Consider the following 22177-nt stretch of genomic DNA (forward strand, 5'->3'; position numbering starts at 1 on the left):
TGCTGCACATGCAACTTGAATTATGACAAACATAGCCTCAAGGAATAGCTATGAAAAAAATACTTGAAGCAATACTGGCGATTAATCTCGCCGTACTTTCCTGTATTGTGTTTATAAACATTATTTTAAGATATGGTTTTCAGACAAGTATTTTATCTGTAGATGAATTGTCGCGCTATTTATTTGTCTGGTTAACCTTTATTGGCGCGATTGTGGCTTTTATGGATAACGCCCACGTTCAGGTTACCTTTCTGGTGGAGAAACTCTCCCCCGCGTGGCAGCGACGAGTCGCTCTGGTTACCCACTCCTTAATCTTATTTATTTGTGGCGCACTGGCCTGGGGCGCAACGCTAAAAACAATTCAGGACTGGAGCGATTATTCACCGATCCTCGGCTTGCCCATCGGCCTGATGTATGCCGCTTGTCTGCCCACCAGCCTCGTTATCGCATTCTTTGAGCTGCGCCTTTTATATCAACTCATCACGCGTAGCAATTCTCTAACGCCGCCACCGCAAGGAGCTTAATCATGGCTGTGCTGATTTTTCTGGGCTGCCTGTTGGGTGGCATTGCCATCGGTTTGCCTATTGCCTGGTCGCTACTGTTGTGCGGGGCGGCGCTTATGTTCTGGCTGGATATGTTTGATGTCCAGATCATGGCGCAAACGCTGGTAAACGGTGCTGACAGCTTCTCCCTGCTGGCGATTCCGTTCTTTGTACTGGCGGGTGAAATCATGAATGCGGGCGGCTTATCAAAACGCATTGTTGACCTGCCGATGAAACTGGTGGGGCATAAACCAGGCGGGCTGGGCTACGTCGGCGTGCTGGCGGCAATGATTATGGCGAGCCTTTCCGGTTCTGCTGTTGCGGATACCGCCGCCGTTGCCGCGCTATTAGTGCCGATGATGCGCAGCGCTAACTACCCGGTCAACCGGGCTGCGGGGCTGATTGCCTCTGGCGGCATTATCGCGCCAATTATTCCCCCTTCCATTCCGTTTATTATCTTCGGTGTTTCCAGCGGATTATCCATCAGTAAGTTGTTTATGGCGGGTATTGCCCCAGGCATTATGATGGGCGCAACGCTGATGCTCACCTGGTGGTGGCAGGCCAGTCGTCTTAATTTACCCCGTCAGCAAAAAGCAACGAAACGAGAAATCTGGCAATCTTTTGTTTCCGGTATCTGGGCGCTATTTCTTCCGGTCATTATTATTGGCGGCTTTCGCTCCGGTCTGTTTACCCCTACCGAAGCCGGGGCCGTTGCTGCTTTCTATGCGTTGTTTGTCGCCACAGTTATTTACCGTGAAATGACCTTCGCTACACTTTGGCATGTACTCATTGGCGCGGCGAAAACCACCTCAGTGGTGATGTTTCTGGTGGCCTCGGCACAAGTTTCTGCCTGGCTGATTACCATTGCTGAATTGCCGATGATGGTTTCTGATTTACTGCAACCGTTGGTCGATTCACCGCGTCTGCTGTTTATCGTCATTATGGTGGCGATTTTGATAGTCGGTATGGTAATGGATTTAACGCCGACGGTGTTAATTCTTACCCCGGTATTAATGCCTTTAGTTAAAGAGGCAGGAATCGATCCGATTTACTTCGGAGTCATGTTTATCATCAACTGCTCAATCGGCTTAATTACACCGCCTATCGGTAATGTGCTTAACGTTATTTCAGGGGTGGCTAAACTCAAATTCGATGATGCAGTCAGAGGCGTTTTCCCTTACGTCCTGGTTTTATATTCCTTATTAGCCTTATTTGTTTTTATTCCCGATCTCATCATCCTCCCGTTGAAATGGATTAATTAAAAGGAAAATATAATGAAATTACGCTCTGTAACCTACGCATTATTCATTGCTGGCCTCGCTGCATTCAGTACGTCTTCGCTGGCGGCACAATCATTACGTTTCGGTTATGAAACCTCACAAACCGACTCACAACATATTGCAGCGAAAAAATTTAATGAATTATTACAGGAGAGAACCAAAGGCGAGCTGAAATTAAAACTGTTCCCGGACAGTACTCTCGGCAACGCACAAGCGATGATCAGCGGCGTGCGTGGCGGCACTATTGATATGGAGATGTCTGGCTCGAATAACTTTGCCGGATTATCACCTGTGATGAACCTGCTTGATGTTCCTTTCCTGTTCCGCGATACCGCCCACGCGCATAAAACACTCGACGGCAAAGTCGGCGATGAACTGAAGGCCTCCCTTGAAGGTAAGGGACTGAAAGTACTGGCCTACTGGGAAAACGGCTGGCGCGATGTCACCAACTCACGCCAGCCAGTTAAAACACCTGCCGACCTGAAAGGGCTGAAAATACGCACCAACAATAGCCCGATGAATATCGCCGCATTCAAAGTCTTTGGCGCTAACCCGATTCCGATGCCATTTGCCGAAGTCTATACCGGGCTGGAAACGCGCACTATCGACGCTTAGGAACACCCGATCAACGTCGTCTGGTCAGCCAAATTTTATGAAGTGCAGAAGTACCTTTCTCTGACGCACCATGCCTATTCCCCACTTCTGGTGGTGATCAACAAAGCGAAGTTTGATGGCTTAAGCCCGGAGTTCCAGCAAGCGCTAATTTCATCTGCGCAAGAAGCGGGTAATTACCAGCGCAAATTGGTCGCCGAAAATCAGCAAAAAATCATCGACGGCATGAAAGACGCTGGCGTGGAAGTCATCACCGAACTTGATCGCAAAGCCTTTAGCGACGTACTGGGTACTCAGGTCCGCGACATGTTTGTAAAAGATGTTCCGCAGGGCGATGAACTGCTGAAAGCCGTGGATGAGGTGCAATAAGCCATGACGCAATACTGGCTGGGGTTAGATTGTGGCGGAAGCTGGCTAAAAGCCGGACTGTATGACCGCGAAGGCTGGGAGGCAGGCGTGCAGCGCCTGCCGCTGTGCGCATTAAGCCCGCAGCCAGGCTGGGCAGAGCGCGATATAGAAGAACTGTGGCAATGCTGCATGGCTGTCATTCGCGCCCTGCTTACCCATTCCAGCGTTAGCGGAGAGCAAATTGTCGGCATCGGTATCTCCGCACAGGGAAAGGGCTTGTTTTTGCTGGATAAAAACGACAAGCCGCTCGGTAACGCCATTTTGTCCTCGGATCGCCGGGCGATGGAAATCGTTCGTCGCTGGCAGGAAGATAACATCCCGGAAAAACTCTACCCGCTGACCCGACAAACCTTGTGGACCGGGCATCCGGTGTCGCTGTTACGCTGGCTGAAAGAACACGAACCAGAACGCTACGCGCAAATTGGCTGCGTGATGATGACGCACGACTACCTGCGCTGGTGTTTAACCGGTGTCAAAGGCTGCGAAGAGAGCAATATTTCCGAATCCAATCTCTACAACATGAGTCGCGGGGAATATGACCCGTGCCTCACCAACTGGCTGGGGATCAGTGAAATCAATCACGCCCTGCCGCCTGTTGTTGGATCTGCCGAAATCTGCGGGGAAATCACCGCTCAGACAGCCGCACTGACCGGTCTGAAAGCGGGTACGCCCGTTGTCGGCGGCCTGTTTGATGTGGTTTCTACCGCACTCTGCGCCGGAATCGAAGACGAATTTACCCTCAATGCGGTGATGGGGACCTGGGCGGTGACCAGCGGCATAACCAGCGGTTTAGGTGGCGGTGAAGCGCATCCGTATGTCTATGGCCGCTACGTTAACGACGGTGAATTTATCGTTCACGAAGCCAGCCCTACCTCTTCCGGCAATCTCGAATGGTTTACCGCGCAGTGGGGAGAAATCTCGTTTGCAGAGATCAACCAGGCTGTTGCCAGCTTACCGAAAGCCGGTGGCGATCTCTTTTTCCTGCCGTTCCTGTACGGCAGCAACGCCGGACTCGAGATGACCAGCGGTTTCTACGGGATGCAGGCCATTCACACCCGCGCACACCTGTTGCAGGCCATTTATGAAGGCGTGGTGTTCAGCCATATGACCCACCTCAACCGGATGCGCGAACGTTTTACTGATGTGCACACCCTGCGCGTCACTGGCGGCCCGGCGCACTCCGATGTCTGGATGCAAATGCTGGCGGACGTTAGCGGACTGCGTATCGAACTGCCGCAGGTGCAAGAAACGGGCTGTTTTGGCGCGGCGCTTGCAGCCCGCGTCGGCACCGGTGTTTATCGCGATTTCAGCGAAGCCCAGCGCGATCAACAGCACCCGGTGCGCACCCTGTTACCGGATATGACCGCCCATCAGCTTTACCAACAAAAATACCAACGCTATCAGCACCTCATTGCCGCACTACAGGGCTTTCATGCCCGCGTTAAGGAGAACACATTATGAGCAGACCACTTCTGCAACTGGCCCTCGACCACTCATCACTTGAAGCCGCACAGCGCGACGTTGCGCTGTTAAAAGACAGCGTCGATATCGTCGAAGCGGGCACCATTCTCTGTTTAAACGAAGGGCTTGGCGCGGTGAAAGCCTTGCGCGAACAGTGCCCGGACAAAATCATCGTTGCTGACTGGAAGGTCGCCGATGCTGGTGAAACGCTCGCGCAACAGGCGTTTGGCGCAGGCGCTAACTGGATGACCATCATCTGCGCTGCACCGCTCGCGACGGTAGAAAAAGGCCACGCAATGGCGCAACGCTGCGGTGGTGAAATCCAGATAGAGCTTTTTGGTAACTGGACGCTGGACGACGCCCGCGACTGGCATCGTATTGGCGTGCGGCAGGCCATTTATCATCGTGGCCGTGACGCGCAAGCCAGCGGGCAACAGTGGGGCGAAGCCGATCTGGCACGCATGAAGGCGCTTTCCGATATCGGCCTTGAGCTTTCCATTACCGGCGGGATTACGCCTGCTGACCTGCCGCTGTTTAAAGATATCCGCGTGAAAGCGTTTATTGCCGGGCGGGCGCTGGCAGGCGCAGCAAATCCGGCACAGGTAGCTGCCGACTTCCATGCGCAAATCGACGCTATCTGGGGAGGCGCGCGTGCGTAATCATCCGTTAGGGATTTATGAAAAAGCACTGGCGAAAGATCTCTCCTGGCCCGAGCGGCTGGTGCTGGCGAAAAGCTGTGGCTTTGATTTTGTCGAAATGTCGGTGGATGAAACCGATGAACGGCTGTCACGCCTTGACTGGAGCGCCGCGCAACGTGCCTCGCTGGTCACCGCGATGATCGAAACGGGTGTTACCATTCCGTCAATGTGTCTGTCTGCCCATCGCCGTTTTCCTTTTGGCAGCCGGGACGAGGCGGTGCGCGAACGGGCGCGGGAGATCATGAGCAAAGCGATTCGCCTGGCGCGCGATCTCGGTATTCGCACCATTCAACTGGCGGGCTACGACGTCTATTACGAAGACCATGACGAAGGTACCCGGCAACGTTTTGCTGAAGGGCTGACGTGGGCTGTCGAACAGGCGGCGGCATCACAAGTAATGCTGGCGGTGGAGATTATGGATACCTCGTTTATGAACTCCATCAGCAAATGGAAAAAGTGGGACGAGATGCTCGCCTCGCCGTGGTTCACCGTCTACCCGGACGTCGGCAACCTTAGCGCCTGGGGCAATGATGTTCCCGCTGAACTGAAACTGGGCATTGACCGTATCGCCGCCATCCACCTGAAAGATACCCAGCCAGTGACCGAGCATAGCCCCGGACAGTTCCGCGACGTGCCGTTTGGCGAAGGCTGCGTCGATTTCGTTGGTATCTTCAAAACGCTGCATGAACTGAACTATCGCGGATCATTTCTGATTGAGATGTGGACCGAAAAAGCCAAAGAGCCGGTGCTGGAGATTATTCAGGCACGGCGCTGGATTGAAGCGCGTATGCAGGAGGCTGGATTTATATGTTAGAACAACTGAAAGCCGACGTACTGGCGGCAAATCTGGCGCTTCCCGCTCACCATCTGGTGACGTTTACCTGGGGCAATGTCAGTGCGGTAGACGAGACGCGGCAATGGATGGTAATTAAGCCTTCCGGCGTCGAGTACGACGTGATGACCGCCGACGATATGGTGGTGGTTGAGATAGCCAGCGGCAAGGTGGTGGAAGGTAGCAAAAAGCCCTCGTCCGATACGCCAACGCATCTGGCGCTTTACCGTCGCTATGCCGAAATCGGTGGCATTGTGCATACCCACTCGCGCCACGCCACCATCTGGTCACAGGCCGGGCTGGATCTCCCCGCCTGGGGCACCACGCACGCCGATTATTTCTATGGTGCCATCCCCTGCACGCGACAGATGACCGTAGAGGAGATTAACGGCGAATATGAATATCAGACCGGCGAAGTGATCATTGAAACTTTCGAAGAACGCGGCAGGAGTCCGGCACAAATCCCGGCGGTACTGGTGCATTCTCACGGCCCGTTCGCCTGGGGAAAAAACGCCGCCGATGCGGTGCATAATGCCGTAGTGCTGGAAGAGTGCGCCTATATGGGCCTGTTCTCGCGCCAGCTTGCGCCGCAGCTCCCTGCGATGCAAAACGAACTGCTGGATAAGCACTACCTGCGTAAACATGGGGCCAATGCCTATTACGGGCAGTAATCTCTCACGCCGGGGCTTCATTGCCCCGGCACTACGAATTGATATGTTCCTTGCTGTAACGTCGCTTCCACGCAGCTGGCGTTAAACCGGTGTGTTTGCGAAAAATCTGCCGGAAATAGCCAACGTCATTAAACCCGCACAACGCCGCCACTTCCGTGAGCGATCGCGCTTCGCTAATTAACAGCTTTTCGGCTTCGCGCACCCGCTGGCGGTGGATTGCTTCTGTTAACGTCAGATGAAACACCCGCCGATAGACGCGCCCAAGATAATCGGCATTGCAGTACAGCTCGCGGGCTAAAAGCGCAGTGGAAAGCGGGCGATGATATTGCGTGCGGATCAGTTTCTGCGCTTTCCAGGCAAGCGTGGTACCTGCGGCATCGGCCTGTTCATCAAGACGCGCGTCACGGGTGAGTTGCTGCAAAATCAGCAGCACAATAAACTCCAGCGCCGGAGTGCGTTGATGCTTTTCCTGTTCGCTTAAGAACTGGCGAAACAGGGCCACCAGCGCCTGCGGATCGGCAACCTTCGTTTGTTGCGGCACACTAAGATGAGTGAGCCAGCGCGGGTCGCTATCCGGCGCTTTAACCTCAAAATGCAGCCAGTAAAATTTGAGATCGGCGGGAAAATCCTCTACCCCAACATGCTGTCGGTTCGGCCAGAGTAATAAACTCTCTCCCGCATCGACCAGAAATATCCGCTCTTCTTCCTGAATCGCTAATCGACCTTTTTCGACAAAGATAATTTCCCATGACTCCAGCCGCCTTGCCGGATGCCTCCCTACGCCACGGGAAATAAATAATCCACCATTTTGCACTTTAATCGGTAACGTCATGGATAATTCGAGCATTGATATGTAATTTCCCGCTTATTCATTAATGATTAAACACATTACCTTTTGATTATTAATCAAAAACATTAATTTCACCTGATCCAATTCACACTTTTAAATTCAGGTCGGAATCGTCACCTTTTTTTACTCTTTTCTCGCCTTGTTGATATTCCAGATAACGGCGAAATTAATCAGGTCATTGCAATAAAACAAAAAAATGCTCTCTATTTGCGAGGAATATCTATGACCTCTACACCGATTACCACCGCTGATATCGCTAAAGGTAAAATTGACGACGCGTTATCTGTACGGGAAAAAATAGGCTACGGCCTGGGTGACGCTGGCGGCACCGTCATAACTTGCCTGATCATGAACTTTCTCACCTTTTTCTACACCGACGTTTTTGGCTTAACTCCGGCGCTGGTCGGCACGCTGTTTATTGCACTGCGCGTGTTTGATGCCATCTCCGACCCGGTGATGGGCGTCATTGCCGACCGGACGCAAAGTCGCTGGGGGCGCTTTCGTCCGTGGCAGTTGTGGATTGCCATTCCCATCGGCATTATCGGCATCCTGACGTTCACCGTGCCAGATGCCAGCATGGGAGTAAAAATCGCCTGGGCGTTCGGCACTTACCTGCTCCTTTCAGTCGGTTATACCGCCATCAACGTGCCGTACTGCGCGCTGATCAACACCATGACCACCCGCCACAATGAAGTGATCTCCTGCCAGTCCTGGCGATTCGTTCTCTGCGGCGTAGCGGGATTTCTGGTTTCGGTTGGCCTGCCGTGGATGGTGGATCTCTTCGGTCAGGGTAATGCCGCGCGCGGCTATCAACTGGGCGTCGGCGTGCTGTGCGCCATCGCTGTGGTGATGTTCCTGTGCTGTTTCTTCTGGGTTCGTGAACGGGTGCCACTCTCCACAATGGGGAAATTTACCCTGCGCGAACATCTTGCCGGGCTGCGAAACAACGACCAACTGCTGCTGATGCTGGTCATGTCTTTCCTGCTGATTAACGTCTTTAATATTCGCGGCGGTGGGTATATGTACTTCATTACCTACGTCTTACAAGGCAGTACGGGCTACACGTCGCTGTTCTTCACTATGGTCACCTTCGCCTCCATTATCGGCTCGGTGATTGTCAGCCCGTTAACGCGACGTTTCGATACCGTCAAAATTTACTACTACACCAACCTGCTCCTCGCCGCGCTGGCGGTGTTGATGTGGTTCCTGCCTTCTGGCCCGGCTTATCAAACGCTGTGGCTGGCGGTGATCCTTGGTAATGGCGTGATTCTTGGCTTCACATTGCCATTGCACTTCTCATTGATGGCCTTTGCCGATGACTACGGCGAGTGGAAAACCCGCGTACGTTCTTCCGGCATGAACTTCGCCTTCAATCTGTTTTTCATCAAGCTGGCCTGGGCCTCCAGCGCCGGGATCATCAGCCTGCTGTTTATTTTTGTCGCCTACCAGCCAGGCGTGGAAAACCAGACCGCCAGTTCGCTTGGCGGGATCGCAGCGATGGAAACATTGCTGCCTGCGCTGTTCCACCTGCTGCTGGCGATGGCGATCCGCTTTTGCAAACTCAATAACCCTATGATGTCACGCATTGCTAGCGACCTGCGTCAGCGTCATGTACAGCCTTAAGGAGCACAAGATGAACATTTCGGAAGTCGATCTGCATAAACTGACGGTCAGCGATCCGTTCCTCGGTCAGTACCAACAACTGGTCCGCGACGTGGTGATTCCTTATCAGTGGGATGCCTTGAACGATCGTATCCCAGAAGCGGAACCCAGCCATGCGATTGAAAACTTTCGCATTGCCGCAGGACTGCAAGACGGTGAATTTTACGGGATGGTGTTTCAGGACAGCGACGTCGCCAAATGGCTGGAAGCGGTAGCCTGGTCGCTGTGCCAGAAGCCGGATGCCGAACTGGAAAAAACTGCTGACGAGGTAATCGAACTGGTCGCTTCCGCCCAGTGCGAAGATGGCTATCTCAATACTTACTTTACGGTAAAAGCGCCCGAAGAACGCTGGAGCAATCTGGCGGAGTGTCATGAACTTTACTGCGCCGGTCATCTGATTGAAGCCGGAGTCGCCTTCTTCCAGGCCACGGGCAAGCGGCGCTTGCTGGAAGTGGTTTGCCGTCTGGCCGATCATATCGACAGCGTATTTGGTCCAGGTGAAAGTAAGTTACACGGTTATCCTGGTCACCCGGAAATTGAACTGGCACTAATGCGCCTATATGAAGTGACCGAAGAGCCGCGCTACCTGGCGCTGACGAACTATTTTGTCGAACAGCGTGGTGCGCAACCGCACTATTACGACCAGGAATATGAAAAGCGCGGGCAGACCTCGCACTGGCACACCTACGGCCCGGCGTGGATGGTGAAAGACAAAGCCTACAGCCAGGCACATTTGCCCATCGCACAGCAGCAAACTGCCATTGGTCACGCGGTACGTTTTGTCTACCTGATGACCGGCGTCGCGCATCTCGCGCGTTTAAGTCACGATGAAAGCAAGCGTCAGGACTGCCTGCGGCTGTGGAACAATATGGCCCAGCGTCAGTTATATATTACCGGCGGCATTGGCTCACAAAGCAGCGGCGAAGCGTTCAGCAGCGATTACGATCTGCCGAATGACACGGTATACGCCGAAAGCTGTGCTTCCATCGGCCTGATGATGTTCGCCCGGCGAATGCTGGAAATGGAAGGCGACAGTCAATATGCCGATGTGATGGAGCGCGCACTGTACAACACCGTGCTCGGCGGCATGGCGCTGGATGGCAAACATTTCTTCTATGTGAATCCGCTGGAAGTACATCCAAAATCGCTGAAATTCAACCATATCTACGATCACGTTAAGCCGATCCGCCAGCGTTGGTTTGGTTGCGCTTGTTGTCCGCCAAATATCGCCCGCGTGCTAACCTCGATTGGTCATTATCTCTACACGCCGCGTGAAGATGCGTTGTATATCAACATCTACGCAGGAAACAGCATGGAAGTGCCGGTAGAAAATGGCACGCTGCGTCTGCGGGTTAGCGGAAACTATCCGTGGCAGGAACAGGTGACAATTGCGGTTGAATCGCCCCAGCCGGTGCGTCATACGCTGGCTTTACGTCTGCCGGACTGGTGCACACAGCCGCAGATTACATTGAATGGGGAAGAGGTCGAGCAGGATATTCGTAAAGGGTATTTGCACATTACCCGCGAATGGCAGGAGGGCGACACGCTGAATCTGACTTTGCCAATGCCGGTACGTCGCGTTTACGGTAACCCGCTGGTGCGTCACGTCGCCGGAAAAGTGGCGATTCAGCGCGGCCCGCTGGTGTATTGCCTGGAACAGGCCGACAACGGCGAGTCACTGCATAACCTGTGGCTGCCCGCCGATGCGCCATTTACGACATTTGAAGGTAATGGATTGTTCCGCCATAAGATCTTAATCCAGGCACCGGGTTACCGGTATGAACAGAGCAATCCAGAGCAGCAACCGCTGTGGCATTACGACAGCGCGCCAGCCAAACGCCAGCCGCAAACTCTGACATTTATCCCGTGGTTTAGCTGGGCTAACCGGGGTGAAGGCGAAATGCGGATCTGGGTGAATGAGGAAAAGCATTGCCATCCGTAGGTTGGATAAGGCGCTCGCGCCGCATCCAACGTAGGGTGCACATTGCCTGATGCGACGCTTAACGCGTCTTATCAAGCCTGAAGGTCAGTGCGAGAGCGTAGGCCAGCCGCACCGACATCCACCGGTAAATTAAAAACGCCAGCTCACGCCGGTGACAAAGGTAAAACTCTCATTACGATCAATCATCGGGCTGTCGGTAATCTCTTCCGGCAGCTCGCTGTATCCGGCACTCGCCATCAATACGATGTGCTCTCCTATCGGGTATTTTGCCGTCAGGCTGACATAGGGCACCCAGGCATCCTGCGCGGAATAACTTGCCAGACCGCTACGACGGGACTCACTCTCTGAAATGCCATAGTAATAGTCACTGAAATTCTCGTCATAATAGAGAACGCCCAGTGCAGGTGTCAGCGACAGGCGACCTATCTGCATTTTGTGAAATACCGATAGCTCCCCCACCCAGCCGTTGCTGTTATCCAGAACGTCCGCAGCCGCAGAGGCTTTCACGGTTCCCCAACGCTCGTGGTGATACCAGGCAACCCCCGCCATAGCCGTACTATCACGCTTATCAAGCTGTTGCATGGCATGATCGTCATTATCTGCAGGGTCAAATTCCAGCGGCATCCAGGATGCGGTCAGGCTAAGTTCATTTTTTTCACTTTGCGACAGAATAAAACCTAACGTGGTCTGACGAACATAAAAAGAATCACCTTCATAACTAATCAGCGGAATTGCCTTTGTATTTTCATTATAACCACGATAAGGCGATTCATTATAAGCTGCACCAGCACCAATGGATAATTCAGAAGCAGTAGCGCTTGCCATAAAAGGCAACGTAAATAACGCCACAATATTGCGGTTAATTAACATGTCCGGTATTCCATTTTAAAATAAGATAAAAAAGAGTCGGCATAATAATGCTTACAATTTCTCCGGTGCAAGATTCATATTTATATAGTAATATATAAAATTATATATAATTGGGCTGTTGCGATGACAAAATTACAACTTAAGTACCGGGAGTTAAAAATTATCTCGGTAATCGCTGCCAGTGAAAATATCAGCCATGCCGCGACTGTACTTGGATTCGCACAGGCCAACGTCAGCAAATATCTTGCTGATTTTGAATCAAAAGTAGGTTTAAAAGTCTTTGACCGAACCACCCGGCAGCTGATGCTCACACCTTTTGGTACCGCGCTGTTACCGTACATCAACGACATGCTGGACAGAAACGAGCAACTTAATAATTTTATTGCAGATTATAAGCATGAGAAACGTGGTCGGGTCACCATCTACGCCCCAACCGGCATAATTACCTATTTATCCAAACATGTTATCGATAAAATTAAAGATATCGGTGATATCACCTTATCGCTAAAAACCTGCAATCTTGAGCGTAATGCCTTTTATGAAGGTGTCGAATTTCCCGATGATTGTGATGTTTTAATCAGCTATGCTCCACCAAAAGATGAATCGCTGGTTGCCAGTTTTATTACGCAATATGCCGTAACCGCTTATGCCAGTCAGCGCTATCTTGAGAAACATCCCATTAGCCGTCCTGACGAACTCGAACATCACTCCTGTATTTTGATCGACTCGATGATGATCGACGACGCGAATATCTGGCGCTTCAACGTCGCCGGGAGTAAAGAGGTGCGGGATTATCGCGTGAAGGGAAATTACGTTTGCGACAACACGCAATCGGCGCTGGAGCTGGCACGAAATCACCTGGGGATTGTGTTTGCGCCAGACAAAAGTGTGCAGAGCGACCTGCAAGACGGCACGCTGGTGCCCTGCTTTCAGCAACCGTATGAATGGTGGCTGGATCTGGTGGCTATCTTCCGTAAACGGGAATACCAGCCCTGGCGGGTCCAGTATGTGCTGGATGAAATGCTGCGTGAAATTCGCCACCAGCTTGCTCAGTCGCAGCAACTGCGGCCTGAACAAGCGGCGGAAAGCGAAGATTAATGATCGAGATAAAGGTAATGCACCCAACTGGTCATGCGTAACAGCACTTTGCGCATCACCGAGACATGGCTGAAATGATCAGAGTAAACCGCCACCTGGGCGTAAATACCGTCTGGTAAAGCGCTCAACTCAGTGTGCTCATCCAGTTCAATGGTCGCGATAACGCCATCTGAACCCGGTGCTGTGTTTAACGTCTGTAAGGTGCCGGTCGACTGATAAGCTCCGCCGGGAACAGCTGGACTAATGGATGCCAGCTTACCGCTGAATACCTTACCTGGCAGAGCATTAAACACCACTTCCGCATCATCGCCGGGAGCCAGTCGCAGCAAGGAGTTCTGACGGAACTGCGCCACAATTTGTCGTTTCTGATCGGGTATAAACACCATCACAGGACGTAGCGGCAGCGATGCGGCATAGGTACCCGGACGAATCAGCACTTGGGTCACATAACCATCGCTCGGCGCACGCACTATCGTCTGCTCAAGGTTATATTTTGCTTCCGCGAGCTGCGCTTTCAGGCTGGCGATTTGAGAATGTTCACCCAACACCAGGCTATCCAGCTGGCTCTGGATCTGTTTTTGTTCCGCCGCCGATGACTTTACGGAGGCTTCCTGCGCCAGATAATTTTGCCGCGCCACATCAATATCGCGTTCTGAAAACGGGTTTACTTTCGCCTGGCTGCCGCGTGCGTAACGCTGGTACTCTTTAGCGAATTTATCCCGCGTGGCCTTTGCCTGCTGAGTATTCGCCGCCATCTCATCTAACTCTGCGCCCAACGCCCGCTGTTTATGTTCTGCGGTAACGATATCCGCCATCAGCCGATCCACCCGCGCCTGATAACGCGTCGGGTCCAGTCGAAATAGCACCTCACCTTTTTTAATCAGCGTATTTTTCTTGTCCGTCACTTCGATCACCACGCCTGTCACCTGCGGGACAACAGGAATAGAAATAACCGCTTTTTGCGCTTTAAAGGTATACGGATGGTTATAGTTCATTAACAGAATTAGACCGCTGACAATAAATATGCCACCCAGGGCCGCGGTGGGAATGGTCCATTTATTTACAGGAATTTTGAAGATCTTAAACATTGCCCATGCGAAAGCCACATAGGTCAAAATAATCAGTAAATCCATAAGTATTACTCGGCAGAAGAGGATTTGATGTCGGCGAGCTGTTTCTCCAGCCCGGCAATACGCTGTTGTAGTTGCACAACGGAGGAGTCATGGTTTTGCATTCCCCATCCCCGCTCCGGGTGGTAAAGCGTGGCCCAAATCCACAAAAATGGCCAGATAACATGCAGCGTAAAAAGACTCACCCAACCAGCAACATGAATGGCGTCGGCATGAGGATGATTACGTTTTTTAGCAATCAGGTAGGGAATATCATGTAAAATAATAATCCCATAGAATATCACCAGAAATACAAAAATAAGCACTCCCAGTGCAAAATAGTCCAGGAACATATTTCCCTCAGAGAATATAAAAAAGAACAATTAACGCATATTATGAAATGCCATGATGCAGTGCAATTTCCTTATTTATATAACGACATATTGTTTTTTATATACTTTCTGAAGTGTGCTACCTGGCTTTTCAACAGGTCGAGGTTTATCATATTGAAATAATGGAACTATTGACCAAACTAATGAATAACCCCAGTAAAACATCCACAGTACAGATAAAGCGTATTAAACCTTCAATTATCTACCGTTTATTGCTGATTGGCCTCGGAACACCAATGGTGATTTACGGTCTGGTTTGCGGCGTTTTAGGCATGTTTGGCTACGATCAGGTGAGATGGAACGACACCGTGATCCACGGCCTGCTGGCCCTGCCTGCGGGATTGCTTGCAGGCCTGTCAGTCAGTGTGTTCCTCACCGTGGTGATTGGCACCATCGCTTGTTTTGGTCTGTGGCTGTACAGCCTGGTCCGCCCGCTCACCATCGAAACGCGAGATTAAACGCCCGGCAATACACGCCGGGCAGCTTCCGCCAGAAACGCACTTCTGTTGGCGTAGTCTGGGTTATTGCGCACGTAGGTATCAATCTTGTTCAGTAATCTTTTCGGCATCGTAATATTGATACGTTCAGCCCGACCTTCGAACTGATTCATATTGATATCCACCAGCAACCATTGCCCGCCAATAAAGTCCTGCGCACGCTGGACCAGATGTGTTTCCACAGAGCCTGGAAGCGGCAACTCTTCATTCATCTCGCATAAGGTTTCGAAGTGCGCGACCAGTGCACTTCGCGCATCCTGGAAAGCGTTGTCCAGCGTATCACCAGCAAAATAACAGCCTGGAACATCAGGGAAAAAACCGCTGGCGCTGCCGTCAGGATCACTGTGGATATAGGCGGGATAAAACATATTGCCTCCTGAAATTTTAAAATGTTAAACCAGCCTGACGCCCAATTTGCGCCAGCGTACCGGGCTTAATATCTTTTTTAGGGTGCGGAACCGTCACCAGACCCGGATGGACAGGGTGGCGGAACTGATGATGACTACCACGGGTTCGAATATGTTCCCAGCCATGCTGCTTCAGGATGGCGATCACGTCTGCACTTTTCACATCCCTGCCCTTCCATGATTATACACACGATACACACACACTTAGCAATAACAATCACGATAGCGCGATTTATATGGGCCGTCAGGGAGATAAAGTTGACTCAGGAATGCCGTTCGGAAGAAGAATAACGGTGTGCAGTAACTTGTTGAAAAGATGCGAGGAGACTCGTAATTAAGTTCAATCAATATTCAGTCATTCAAGACGTAGACATTTGAATTGGTAAAACGCGAAAGCGTCGCATCAGGCAATGAATACCCGATGCGACCAGCTTCTTACATCAGAACAGCCCCAACGGTTTATCTGAGTAGCTCACCAGCAGGCACTTGGTTTGCTGGTAATGCTCCAGCATCATCTTGTGGGTTTCACGGCCGATACCTGATTGTTTGTAGCCGCCAAACGCCGCATGTGCCGGGTAAGCGTGATAACAGTTGGTCCACACGCGCCCTGCCTGAATACCGCGCCCCATCTTATAGGCCAGATTACCGTTGCGGCTCCAGACACCAGCCCCCAGGCCATATTGCGTGTCGTTCGCCAGCTCCAGCGCCTCATCCATCGTTTTGAAGGTGGTTACCGCCAGCACCGGACCAAAAATTTCTTCCTGGAACACGCGCATATTATTCTGACCAAACAGAATCGTCGGTTCGAGGTAGTAGCCGTCTTTCAGTTCGCCTTCCAGCAGCTTGCGCCGCCCACCGGTGAGCACGTCAGCACCCTCTTTTTTACCGATATCAATGTAATTGAGGATGGTTTCCAGTTGCCCGTGAGAAACCTGCGCCCCCATTTGCGTCACGCTATCGAGCGGGTTACCGCTGCGAATGCTTTCGACACGGCGGATGGCGCGCTCCATAAAGCGTTCGTAGATTGACTCCTGCACTAAGGCACGACTTGGACAGGTGCAAACTTCGCCCTGGTTAAAAGCAAACAGTGCAAAGCCTTCCAGCGCTTTATCGAAAAAGGCATCTTCTTCATCCATCACATCAGCAAAGAAGATATTTGGCGACTTGCCGCCCAGTTCCAGGGTTACCGGAATAATATTTTGCGTGGCGTACTGCATAATTTGTTGGCCCACTTCCGTTGAGCCGGTAAACGCCACTTTGGCGATGCGTTTCGAGGTCGCCAGATATTCGCCAATTTCCCCACCAGCGCCGTTAACCACGTTCACCACGCCCGGCGGCAGTAAATCACCAACGATTTCCATTAGCAGCAGTACAGAAAGCGGGGTAAGACGTGCGGGTTTCAGCACCACACAGTTGCCCGCCGCCAGCGCGGGAGCCATTTTCCAGCTCGCCATCAACAGCGGGAAGTTCCACGGGATAATCTGCCCCACCACGCCTAACGGTTCGTGGAAGTGATAAGCCACGGTTTCGCTATCCACTTCGCTAATACCGCCTTCCTGCGCCCGAATACACGAGGCGAAATAGCGGAAGTGGTCAATCGCCAGCGGTACATCAGCAGCACTGGTTTCGCGAATGGGTTTGCCGTTATCCCAGGTTTCAGCCGTCGCTAAAAGTTCGAGGTTCTGCTCCATTCGATCGGCAATCTTAAACAGAATCGCCGCGCGATCCTGCACCGAAGTATGCGCCCATTTATCTTTCACTTTATGCGCAGCATCCAGCGCCAGATCGATGTCTCGTTTGCCCGAAGACGCCACTTCGCACAGTAGCTGCCCGGTCACCGGCGTCAGGTTCTGGTAATACTCGCCGTCGGCAGGGGCTACCCATTCGCCGCCAATAAAGTTGTCGTAGCGGGCTTTTAACTTGAGGGGGAAACCATACTCGCCGGGCTTAATCTGTGCTGAAGGGGGATTATTGGTCATGATCGTCTCCTTGCGGTGTGAGGTATAACAAGGGTAGACGTGACTGGCGAAATCTTCGCCAGCTGGTGATAGCTTTACGACGGCTATCACGAATTTACGGGCAAGGATTACAGAGATAACTAAAACTCTCTCAAAAATCGCAAATTTTGAGAGAGTTGAAAAAATGGCTGACAATTAGCCAGCCATTGTGGGAATGATGATTACATCGCCGCGCGATAAATCGCCACAATTTCTTCGTGAGTTGCCTGAATCGGGTTAGTAAAGCCGCAGGCATCTTTCAGGGCATTGGTCGCCAGTACCGCGAAATCTTCTTCTTTCACGTTCAGGTCACGCAAGCCTGCCGGGATATTCACTTTCTTCGCCAGTTCACGGATGGCATTGATGCAGGCTTCTGCACCTTCTGCGTCATTTTTACCTGTCACGTTAACACCCATCGCAGCAGCGCAGTCACGCAGACGCGCAGCAGCGACTTTGCTGTTGAATACCTGAACATGCGGCAGCAGAACGGCGTTACATACACCGTGCGGCAGGTTGTAGAAACCGCCCAGCTGGTGCGCCATCGCATGAACATAACCCAGAGATGCGTTGTTGAACGCCATACCCGCGAGGAACTGAGCGTAAGCCATTGCTTCACGCGCTTTAGCATTGCTGCCATCTTCAACGGCTAACGGCAGGTTTTCGGCAATCATGGTCACCGCTTTCAGTGCGCAAGCGTCGGTGATCGGCGTGGCGGCAATAGACACATACGCTTCGATAGCGTGCGTTAAGGCATCCATACCCGTTGCAGCGGTCAGTGACTTCGGCATACCGATCATCAGCGAGGAGTCATTGACAGAAAGCAGCGGAGTCACGTGCTTATCAACAATCGCCATTTTGATGTGACGAGCTTCGTCGGTGATGATGCAGAAACGAGTCATTTCTGATGCAGTACCCGCAGTGGTGTTGATGGCGATCATCGGCAACTGCGGTTTTGCAGAGCGGTCAACGCCTTCATAATCGCGGATGTCACCGCCGTTGGCTGCAACCAGCGCAATACCTTTTGCACAGTCGTGCGGAGAACCACCGCCCAGGGATATTACGCTATCGCAATTATTTTCTTTAAGTAATTTCAAACCTGCGGCGACGTTTTCCGTGGTTGGGTTAGGCTGGGTGCCATCATAAATAACGCTAAAAATATTGCGCTCTTCCAGTGCTTTTTGCACATCGCCCGCCATACCCAATTTCGTTAACATATTGTCAGTGACAATTAAGGTACGGGTAAATCCATAATCTGCCATCATATTCATTGCATCATTCAATGAATCAGCGCCGATAACATTCACGGAAGGAATAAAAAAGGTTGAAGCTGCCATAACACACTCCTGAAAGTGTAAAAAAGGGCGGGCAGCTTACTGAGGATTTTCATTTGAAAATATGATCAACATTACCGTTTATTAAAATATTTTTAATAAAAAGCACGTTACATTCATCAAATAACGTGCTTCCTTAACATTAATAAGAACTTTGTATTAATTCATATTTATTATGAATTAATCATTCCCTTATTTTTCGGGAAATAATAATGCGTCGCGCAATAAATGATCATTTCCACGGCGACGCGTAAAGCCAATACGGTCAAAATATTCCAGAATTTGAATTGCCAGCTTTCGGCCTACACCTAAGCGATCGCGGAAATCCGCCGCGCAGGTTGAACCACATTCCTGATCGAGATCGCGGATCATATTGGCAAATTCGACAATCCGATCGTTACGGTAATAACGATCTTTGACGATCGCAGTGATTATCCCCTGTTGGGCCGCCTGGCGTAGCGTCAAACGCATTGCCTGCTCGTCGGTTCCCGTCTCTTTTGCCAGGTCACGCACCCACCACGGCTCGTCACCAAACAGCGGCTCCGCTTTTTGCCAGATAGCCTGCTGCTCTTCGCTGAATCCCGCTTTATGATCCGGCAGATGCAGCCAACCGTGATGACTGAGGATGTCGCCGCTTTCGCGCATCTTTTCAATCAGCAACAGCACCAGCGCTTCATCTTCCATTGGCAACGCCATGCGCCGCAGACGCTCGCGCCCAGGACCTGGTTCATCGCGATGCTGCTCATGATAAGTCGCCAGGGTATCGAGAATTTTCCGCTGCCAACGAGCGGCAACCGGTGCATTCAGCAAGCTGTAACCGGCCTGAATATAGCCCGGTTGCTGCAGCAGTTCACGCATCCCTTCGCCGTTGAGCTGGCGCGCCCAGGCGAAATCAGCAAGGTTAACCGCTCCGCGTTCCAGATGAATAGCTAACGCATCGGCATCGCTCTGCGCCCGTGCAAGAGACGCCAGCCATTGCAGATATTCCGGCTTACGCTTACCGCGACGCGGCGGGTTAAGCATCACCACGCGCGCCCCCGCCAGCGTGTTGCGGGCCGAGATATCGCGCAGCACCAGGCGATCGTTATCTGCCAGCCATAACGGGGTGTCGAGCACCAGCTCGGCAAGGTTATCTTCCAGCAGCGAAACGCGTCCCGTGACGTGGCTGGCGGCGTGGTGAATATGCAGCGGCTGCCACTGGGTCAGCGGTGTATGGGTTTGAAGCTCGACAATCACCCGTGTGAACGGCTCCGGCGGCGCATCGGCAAGCAGCCAGTCGCCACGGTTAATCTGCTCTTTTTCCGCATCACCCGCGATGTTAAGCGCAATACGCTGCCCGGCATGAGCTGCATTTGTTGGCTGATTTTGCGCATGCAGCGCACGCACGCGCATCGGTTTATTTACACCAGTCAGCCAGAGTGAATCGCCTACCTTCACTTCCCCACTTAACGCCGTACCGGTGACGACCAGCCCGGCACCTTTTACGGTAAAAGCACGGTCGATAGCGAGGCGGAAGCTATGTTGGCTGGCGTGTTCACGCTCTGGTAACTGAAGCAGATGCTCGCGCAGGGCATCAATTCCCCGGCCTTCGGTTGCTGCGGTGATAAACAGTTTTGCCTCAGCAAAACCGTATTCCCGCAGTACCTCCTTTACCTGGCGTTCAACCTCATCAACACGCGCTTCGTCCACGCGATCGGCTTTGGTCAGCGCCACGGTCAGCATCGGGTTACCGGTCAGCTGTAAAATCGCCAGATGCTCACGGGTCTGTGCCATCACGCCGTCATCGCACGCCACCACCAACAGCGCGTGATCGATACCCCCGACGCCCGCCAGCATGTTGGAAAGAAACTTTTCATGACCGGGAACGTCGATAAAACCCGGAACACGACCATCCGGCTGCGGCCAGTAGGCATAGCCGAGATCGATGGTCATGCCGCGCTTTTTTTCTTCCGGCAGACGGTCGGCATTTACGCCAGTAATCGCCTGCAATAAGGTTGTTTTGCCGTGGTCAACGTGTCCGGCAGTCGCAATAATCATTTCAACAACATCTCCAAAAACCGTTGCTCATCTTCAAGGCAGCGTAAATCCAGCCACAATCGTCCGTCATAAATACGACCAATCACCGGCACTGGCAATTCACGCCAGCGGGCGGCTAATGACTCAAGGTGGCTACCGCGTCCATCATGGGGTGTAAACGTTAATGCCGCGCTCGGCAGGCGATCAACCGGCAGCGAACCACTGCCAATCTGCGAAAGACATGGCATAACCTGTACCGCAAACTCCGCGCCGTAATGTGCGGCAAGGGGGGCCTGTAAACGTTGTGCCTGGATTTGAATGACCTCTGCGCTGCGGGTAAGCAGACGCAGGGTCGGTAATTTTTCACTCAGCGCCTCAGGGTGTAAATAAAGACGCAACGTGGCTTCCAGCGCCGCGAGGGTCATTTTATCCGCGCGTAATGCACGCTTCAGTGGATGGCTTTGCAGGCGGGCGATCATCTCTTTTTTACCAACAATAATTCCTGCCTGCGGCCCGCCTAACAGCTTGTCGCCGGAGAAGCTCACCAGACTGACGCCCGCCGCAATCAACTCCTGCGGCATTGGCTCTTTCGGCAAACCGTACTGGCTAAGATCGACCAGCGAGCCGCTGCCTAAGTCAGTCACTACGGGAACATCCAGCTCTTTGCCGAGCGCCACCAGTTCAGCTTCATCTATCGCTTTGGTGAACCCCTGAATGCTGTAGTTACTGGTATGTACTTTCATCAACAGAGCGGTATTTTCATTCACCGCCTGACGATAATCATTAGTGTGCGTGCGGTTGGTGGTCCCCACTTCGTGTAGTGTGCAGCCTGCCTGGCGCATAACATCGGGAATACGAAACGCACCGCCAATCTCCACCAGTTCACCGCGAGAAACCACAACCTCTTTCCCGCTGGCAATGGCCGCCAACATCAACAAGACCGCCGCCGCATTGTTATTAACGATACAGGCATCTTCCGCCCCCGTAATACGGCACAGCAGCTGCGCCAGCGCCCGATCGCGATGTCCGCGTCCGGCGTCGTCCAGATCGTATTCGAGGGTTACTGGCGAACGCATAGCCTGCGCAACAGCCTCCACCGCGGCTTCCGCCTGTAAAGCTCGCCCAAGGTTGGTATGCAGCACGGTTCCCGTCAGGTTGATCACCGGACGCAGCGCGCTTTGCGCCTCTTTCGTCAACCGGGCATCAACTTCTTGCGCCCAGTTTTCACACCACGCGGGTAGCGTCTGGCTGTCACGAATCACTTCTCGCGCTTCGTCAAGCATCTGACGCAGCAACTCCACCACGCGGGTGTGACCATAGGTATCACGCAAAGAAAGGAAAGAGCTATCGCGCAATAAGCGATCAATAGCCGGAAGTTGACTATAGAGGGAACGCGTTTCGGTTGTCATAGGAAACCTGGTTGATCAAGGCCCTCTCACACGGAGAAGGGCGTTTAACATAACCACGGATTGTAACGTGAGATGGGTCAGGAGGACATATCG

The 22177-nt window shown here is 52.3% G+C and carries 20 protein-coding genes and 1 pseudogene; 11 read left to right on the forward strand and 10 right to left on the reverse strand.

Going from position 1 to position 22177, the window contains the following annotated elements; all coding sequences use genetic code 11:
- Positions 1 to 50 precede the first annotated feature (50 nt).
- The 7 genes and pseudogenes from yiaM to araD all read left to right on the forward strand — a co-directional run bounded on the left by yiaM (position 51) and on the right by araD (position 6504).
- Complete coding sequence (yiaM, locus tag QUE74_RS22425; protein WP_000721665.1) at positions 51 to 524, forward strand: 2,3-diketo-L-gulonate TRAP transporter small permease YiaM; 474 nt, start codon at positions 51 to 53, stop codon at positions 522 to 524.
- 2 nt (positions 525 to 526) lie between these two features.
- Positions 527 to 1804, forward strand: a complete 1278-nt coding sequence (gene yiaN / locus QUE74_RS22430; protein WP_000279617.1) for a 2,3-diketo-L-gulonate TRAP transporter large permease YiaN — start codon at positions 527 to 529, stop codon at positions 1802 to 1804.
- A gap of 12 nt (positions 1805 to 1816) precedes the next feature.
- Positions 1817 to 2803: pseudogene (gene yiaO, locus QUE74_RS22435) on the forward strand (2,3-diketo-L-gulonate TRAP transporter substrate-binding protein YiaO).
- A 3-nt stretch (positions 2804 to 2806) separates the two neighbouring features.
- Positions 2807 to 4303 (forward strand): L-xylulokinase, encoded by a 1497-nt coding sequence (gene lyxK / locus QUE74_RS22440; RefSeq protein ID WP_000196123.1) that lies wholly within the window; start codon positions 2807 to 2809, stop codon positions 4301 to 4303.
- Positions 4300 to 4962 carry a 3-keto-L-gulonate-6-phosphate decarboxylase UlaD gene (ulaD, locus tag QUE74_RS22445; protein ID WP_000089465.1) on the forward strand — a complete coding sequence of 221 codons (663 nt, stop codon included), beginning with the start codon at positions 4300 to 4302 and terminating at the stop codon, positions 4960 to 4962. The genes lyxK and ulaD overlap by 4 nt, the downstream gene beginning before the upstream one ends.
- A complete protein-coding gene (locus QUE74_RS22450; protein ID WP_001355030.1) occupies positions 4955 to 5815 on the forward strand; it encodes an L-ribulose-5-phosphate 3-epimerase in 861 nt (286 codons plus the stop codon). The genes ulaD and QUE74_RS22450 overlap by 8 nt, the downstream gene beginning before the upstream one ends.
- Positions 5809 to 6504 (forward strand): L-ribulose-5-phosphate 4-epimerase, encoded by a 696-nt coding sequence (gene araD, locus QUE74_RS22455; RefSeq protein ID WP_000893147.1) that lies wholly within the window; start codon positions 5809 to 5811, stop codon positions 6502 to 6504. The genes QUE74_RS22450 and araD overlap by 7 nt, the downstream gene beginning before the upstream one ends.
- A 31-nt stretch (positions 6505 to 6535) precedes the next feature.
- On the opposite strand, the gene QUE74_RS22460 is transcribed toward araD, so the two are convergent.
- Positions 6536 to 7351, reverse strand: coding sequence for an AraC family transcriptional regulator (locus QUE74_RS22460; RefSeq protein ID WP_000891823.1), 816 nt, complete (start codon positions 7349 to 7351; stop codon positions 6536 to 6538).
- Between the two features lie 225 nt (positions 7352 to 7576).
- On the opposite strand from QUE74_RS22460, the gene QUE74_RS22465 reads away from it, so the two are divergent.
- Both QUE74_RS22465 and QUE74_RS22470 read left to right on the forward strand, forming a co-directional pair.
- Positions 7577 to 8977 carry an MFS transporter gene (locus QUE74_RS22465; RefSeq protein ID WP_000204811.1) on the forward strand — a complete coding sequence of 467 codons (1401 nt, stop codon included), beginning with the start codon at positions 7577 to 7579 and terminating at the stop codon, positions 8975 to 8977.
- Between the two features lie 10 nt (positions 8978 to 8987).
- Positions 8988 to 10958, forward strand: a complete 1971-nt coding sequence (locus QUE74_RS22470) for a glycoside hydrolase family 127 protein (RefSeq protein ID WP_001026872.1) — start codon at positions 8988 to 8990, stop codon at positions 10956 to 10958.
- A 129-nt stretch (positions 10959 to 11087) separates the two neighbouring features.
- On the opposite strand, the gene QUE74_RS22475 is transcribed toward QUE74_RS22470, so the two are convergent.
- On the reverse strand, positions 11088 to 11828 hold the full coding sequence (locus tag QUE74_RS22475; protein ID WP_000906829.1) for a MipA/OmpV family protein: 741 nt from the start codon (positions 11826 to 11828) through the stop codon (positions 11088 to 11090).
- Positions 11829 to 11951: 123 nt separating this feature from the next.
- Between QUE74_RS22475 and QUE74_RS22480 the strand changes: the two genes are divergently transcribed.
- A complete protein-coding gene (locus QUE74_RS22480) occupies positions 11952 to 12926 on the forward strand; it encodes a LysR family transcriptional regulator (RefSeq protein WP_000164020.1) in 975 nt (324 codons plus the stop codon).
- Here QUE74_RS22480 and QUE74_RS22485 read toward each other — a convergent pair.
- A complete protein-coding gene (locus tag QUE74_RS22485; RefSeq protein WP_000364886.1) occupies positions 12923 to 14059 on the reverse strand; it encodes an HlyD family secretion protein in 1137 nt (378 codons plus the stop codon). The genes QUE74_RS22480 and QUE74_RS22485 overlap by 4 nt on opposite strands.
- Before the next feature lie 5 nt (positions 14060 to 14064).
- Positions 14065 to 14388: a DUF3302 domain-containing protein gene (locus tag QUE74_RS22490; RefSeq protein WP_000478187.1), complete on the reverse strand. Its 324-nt coding sequence runs from the start codon at positions 14386 to 14388 to the stop codon at positions 14065 to 14067.
- 182 nt (positions 14389 to 14570) lie between these two features.
- Here QUE74_RS22490 and QUE74_RS22495 point away from each other — a divergent pair, with 182 nt between their 5' ends.
- Positions 14571 to 14885: a hypothetical protein gene (locus QUE74_RS22495; RefSeq protein WP_001064341.1), complete on the forward strand. Its 315-nt coding sequence runs from the start codon at positions 14571 to 14573 to the stop codon at positions 14883 to 14885.
- Here QUE74_RS22495 and QUE74_RS22500 read toward each other — a convergent pair.
- From QUE74_RS22500 to selA, 6 genes are all read right to left on the reverse strand, one after another.
- On the reverse strand, positions 14882 to 15292 hold the full coding sequence (locus tag QUE74_RS22500) for a type II toxin-antitoxin system HicB family antitoxin (protein WP_000499744.1): 411 nt from the start codon (positions 15290 to 15292) through the stop codon (positions 14882 to 14884). The two genes, QUE74_RS22495 and QUE74_RS22500, sit on opposite strands and share 4 nt — an antisense overlap.
- A 16-nt stretch (positions 15293 to 15308) precedes the next feature.
- Positions 15309 to 15494 carry a type II toxin-antitoxin system HicA family toxin gene (locus QUE74_RS22505; RefSeq protein ID WP_000833473.1) on the reverse strand — a complete coding sequence of 62 codons (186 nt, stop codon included), beginning with the start codon at positions 15492 to 15494 and terminating at the stop codon, positions 15309 to 15311.
- Positions 15495 to 15771: 277 nt separating this feature from the next.
- Positions 15772 to 17310, reverse strand: coding sequence for an aldehyde dehydrogenase AldB (gene aldB, locus QUE74_RS22510; RefSeq protein ID WP_000183976.1), 1539 nt, complete (start codon positions 17308 to 17310; stop codon positions 15772 to 15774).
- Positions 17311 to 17510: 200 nt separating this feature from the next.
- The gene (yiaY, locus tag QUE74_RS22515; RefSeq protein WP_000741501.1) at positions 17511 to 18662 is read right to left on the reverse strand and encodes an L-threonine dehydrogenase; all 1152 of its coding nucleotides are present in this window, start codon (positions 18660 to 18662) and stop codon (positions 17511 to 17513) included.
- Positions 18663 to 18851: 189 nt separating this feature from the next.
- A complete protein-coding gene (gene selB / locus QUE74_RS22520; protein WP_000582461.1) occupies positions 18852 to 20696 on the reverse strand; it encodes a selenocysteine-specific translation elongation factor in 1845 nt (614 codons plus the stop codon).
- Positions 20693 to 22084, reverse strand: a complete 1392-nt coding sequence (gene selA, locus QUE74_RS22525) for an L-seryl-tRNA(Sec) selenium transferase (protein WP_000206238.1) — start codon at positions 22082 to 22084, stop codon at positions 20693 to 20695. The genes selB and selA overlap by 4 nt, the downstream gene beginning before the upstream one ends.
- Between the last annotated feature and the right edge of the window lie 93 nt (positions 22085 to 22177).

This window comes from Escherichia sp. 10290 (genome assembly GCF_030295155.1).
GTDB lineage: Bacteria > Pseudomonadota > Gammaproteobacteria > Enterobacterales > Enterobacteriaceae > Escherichia > Escherichia coli_F.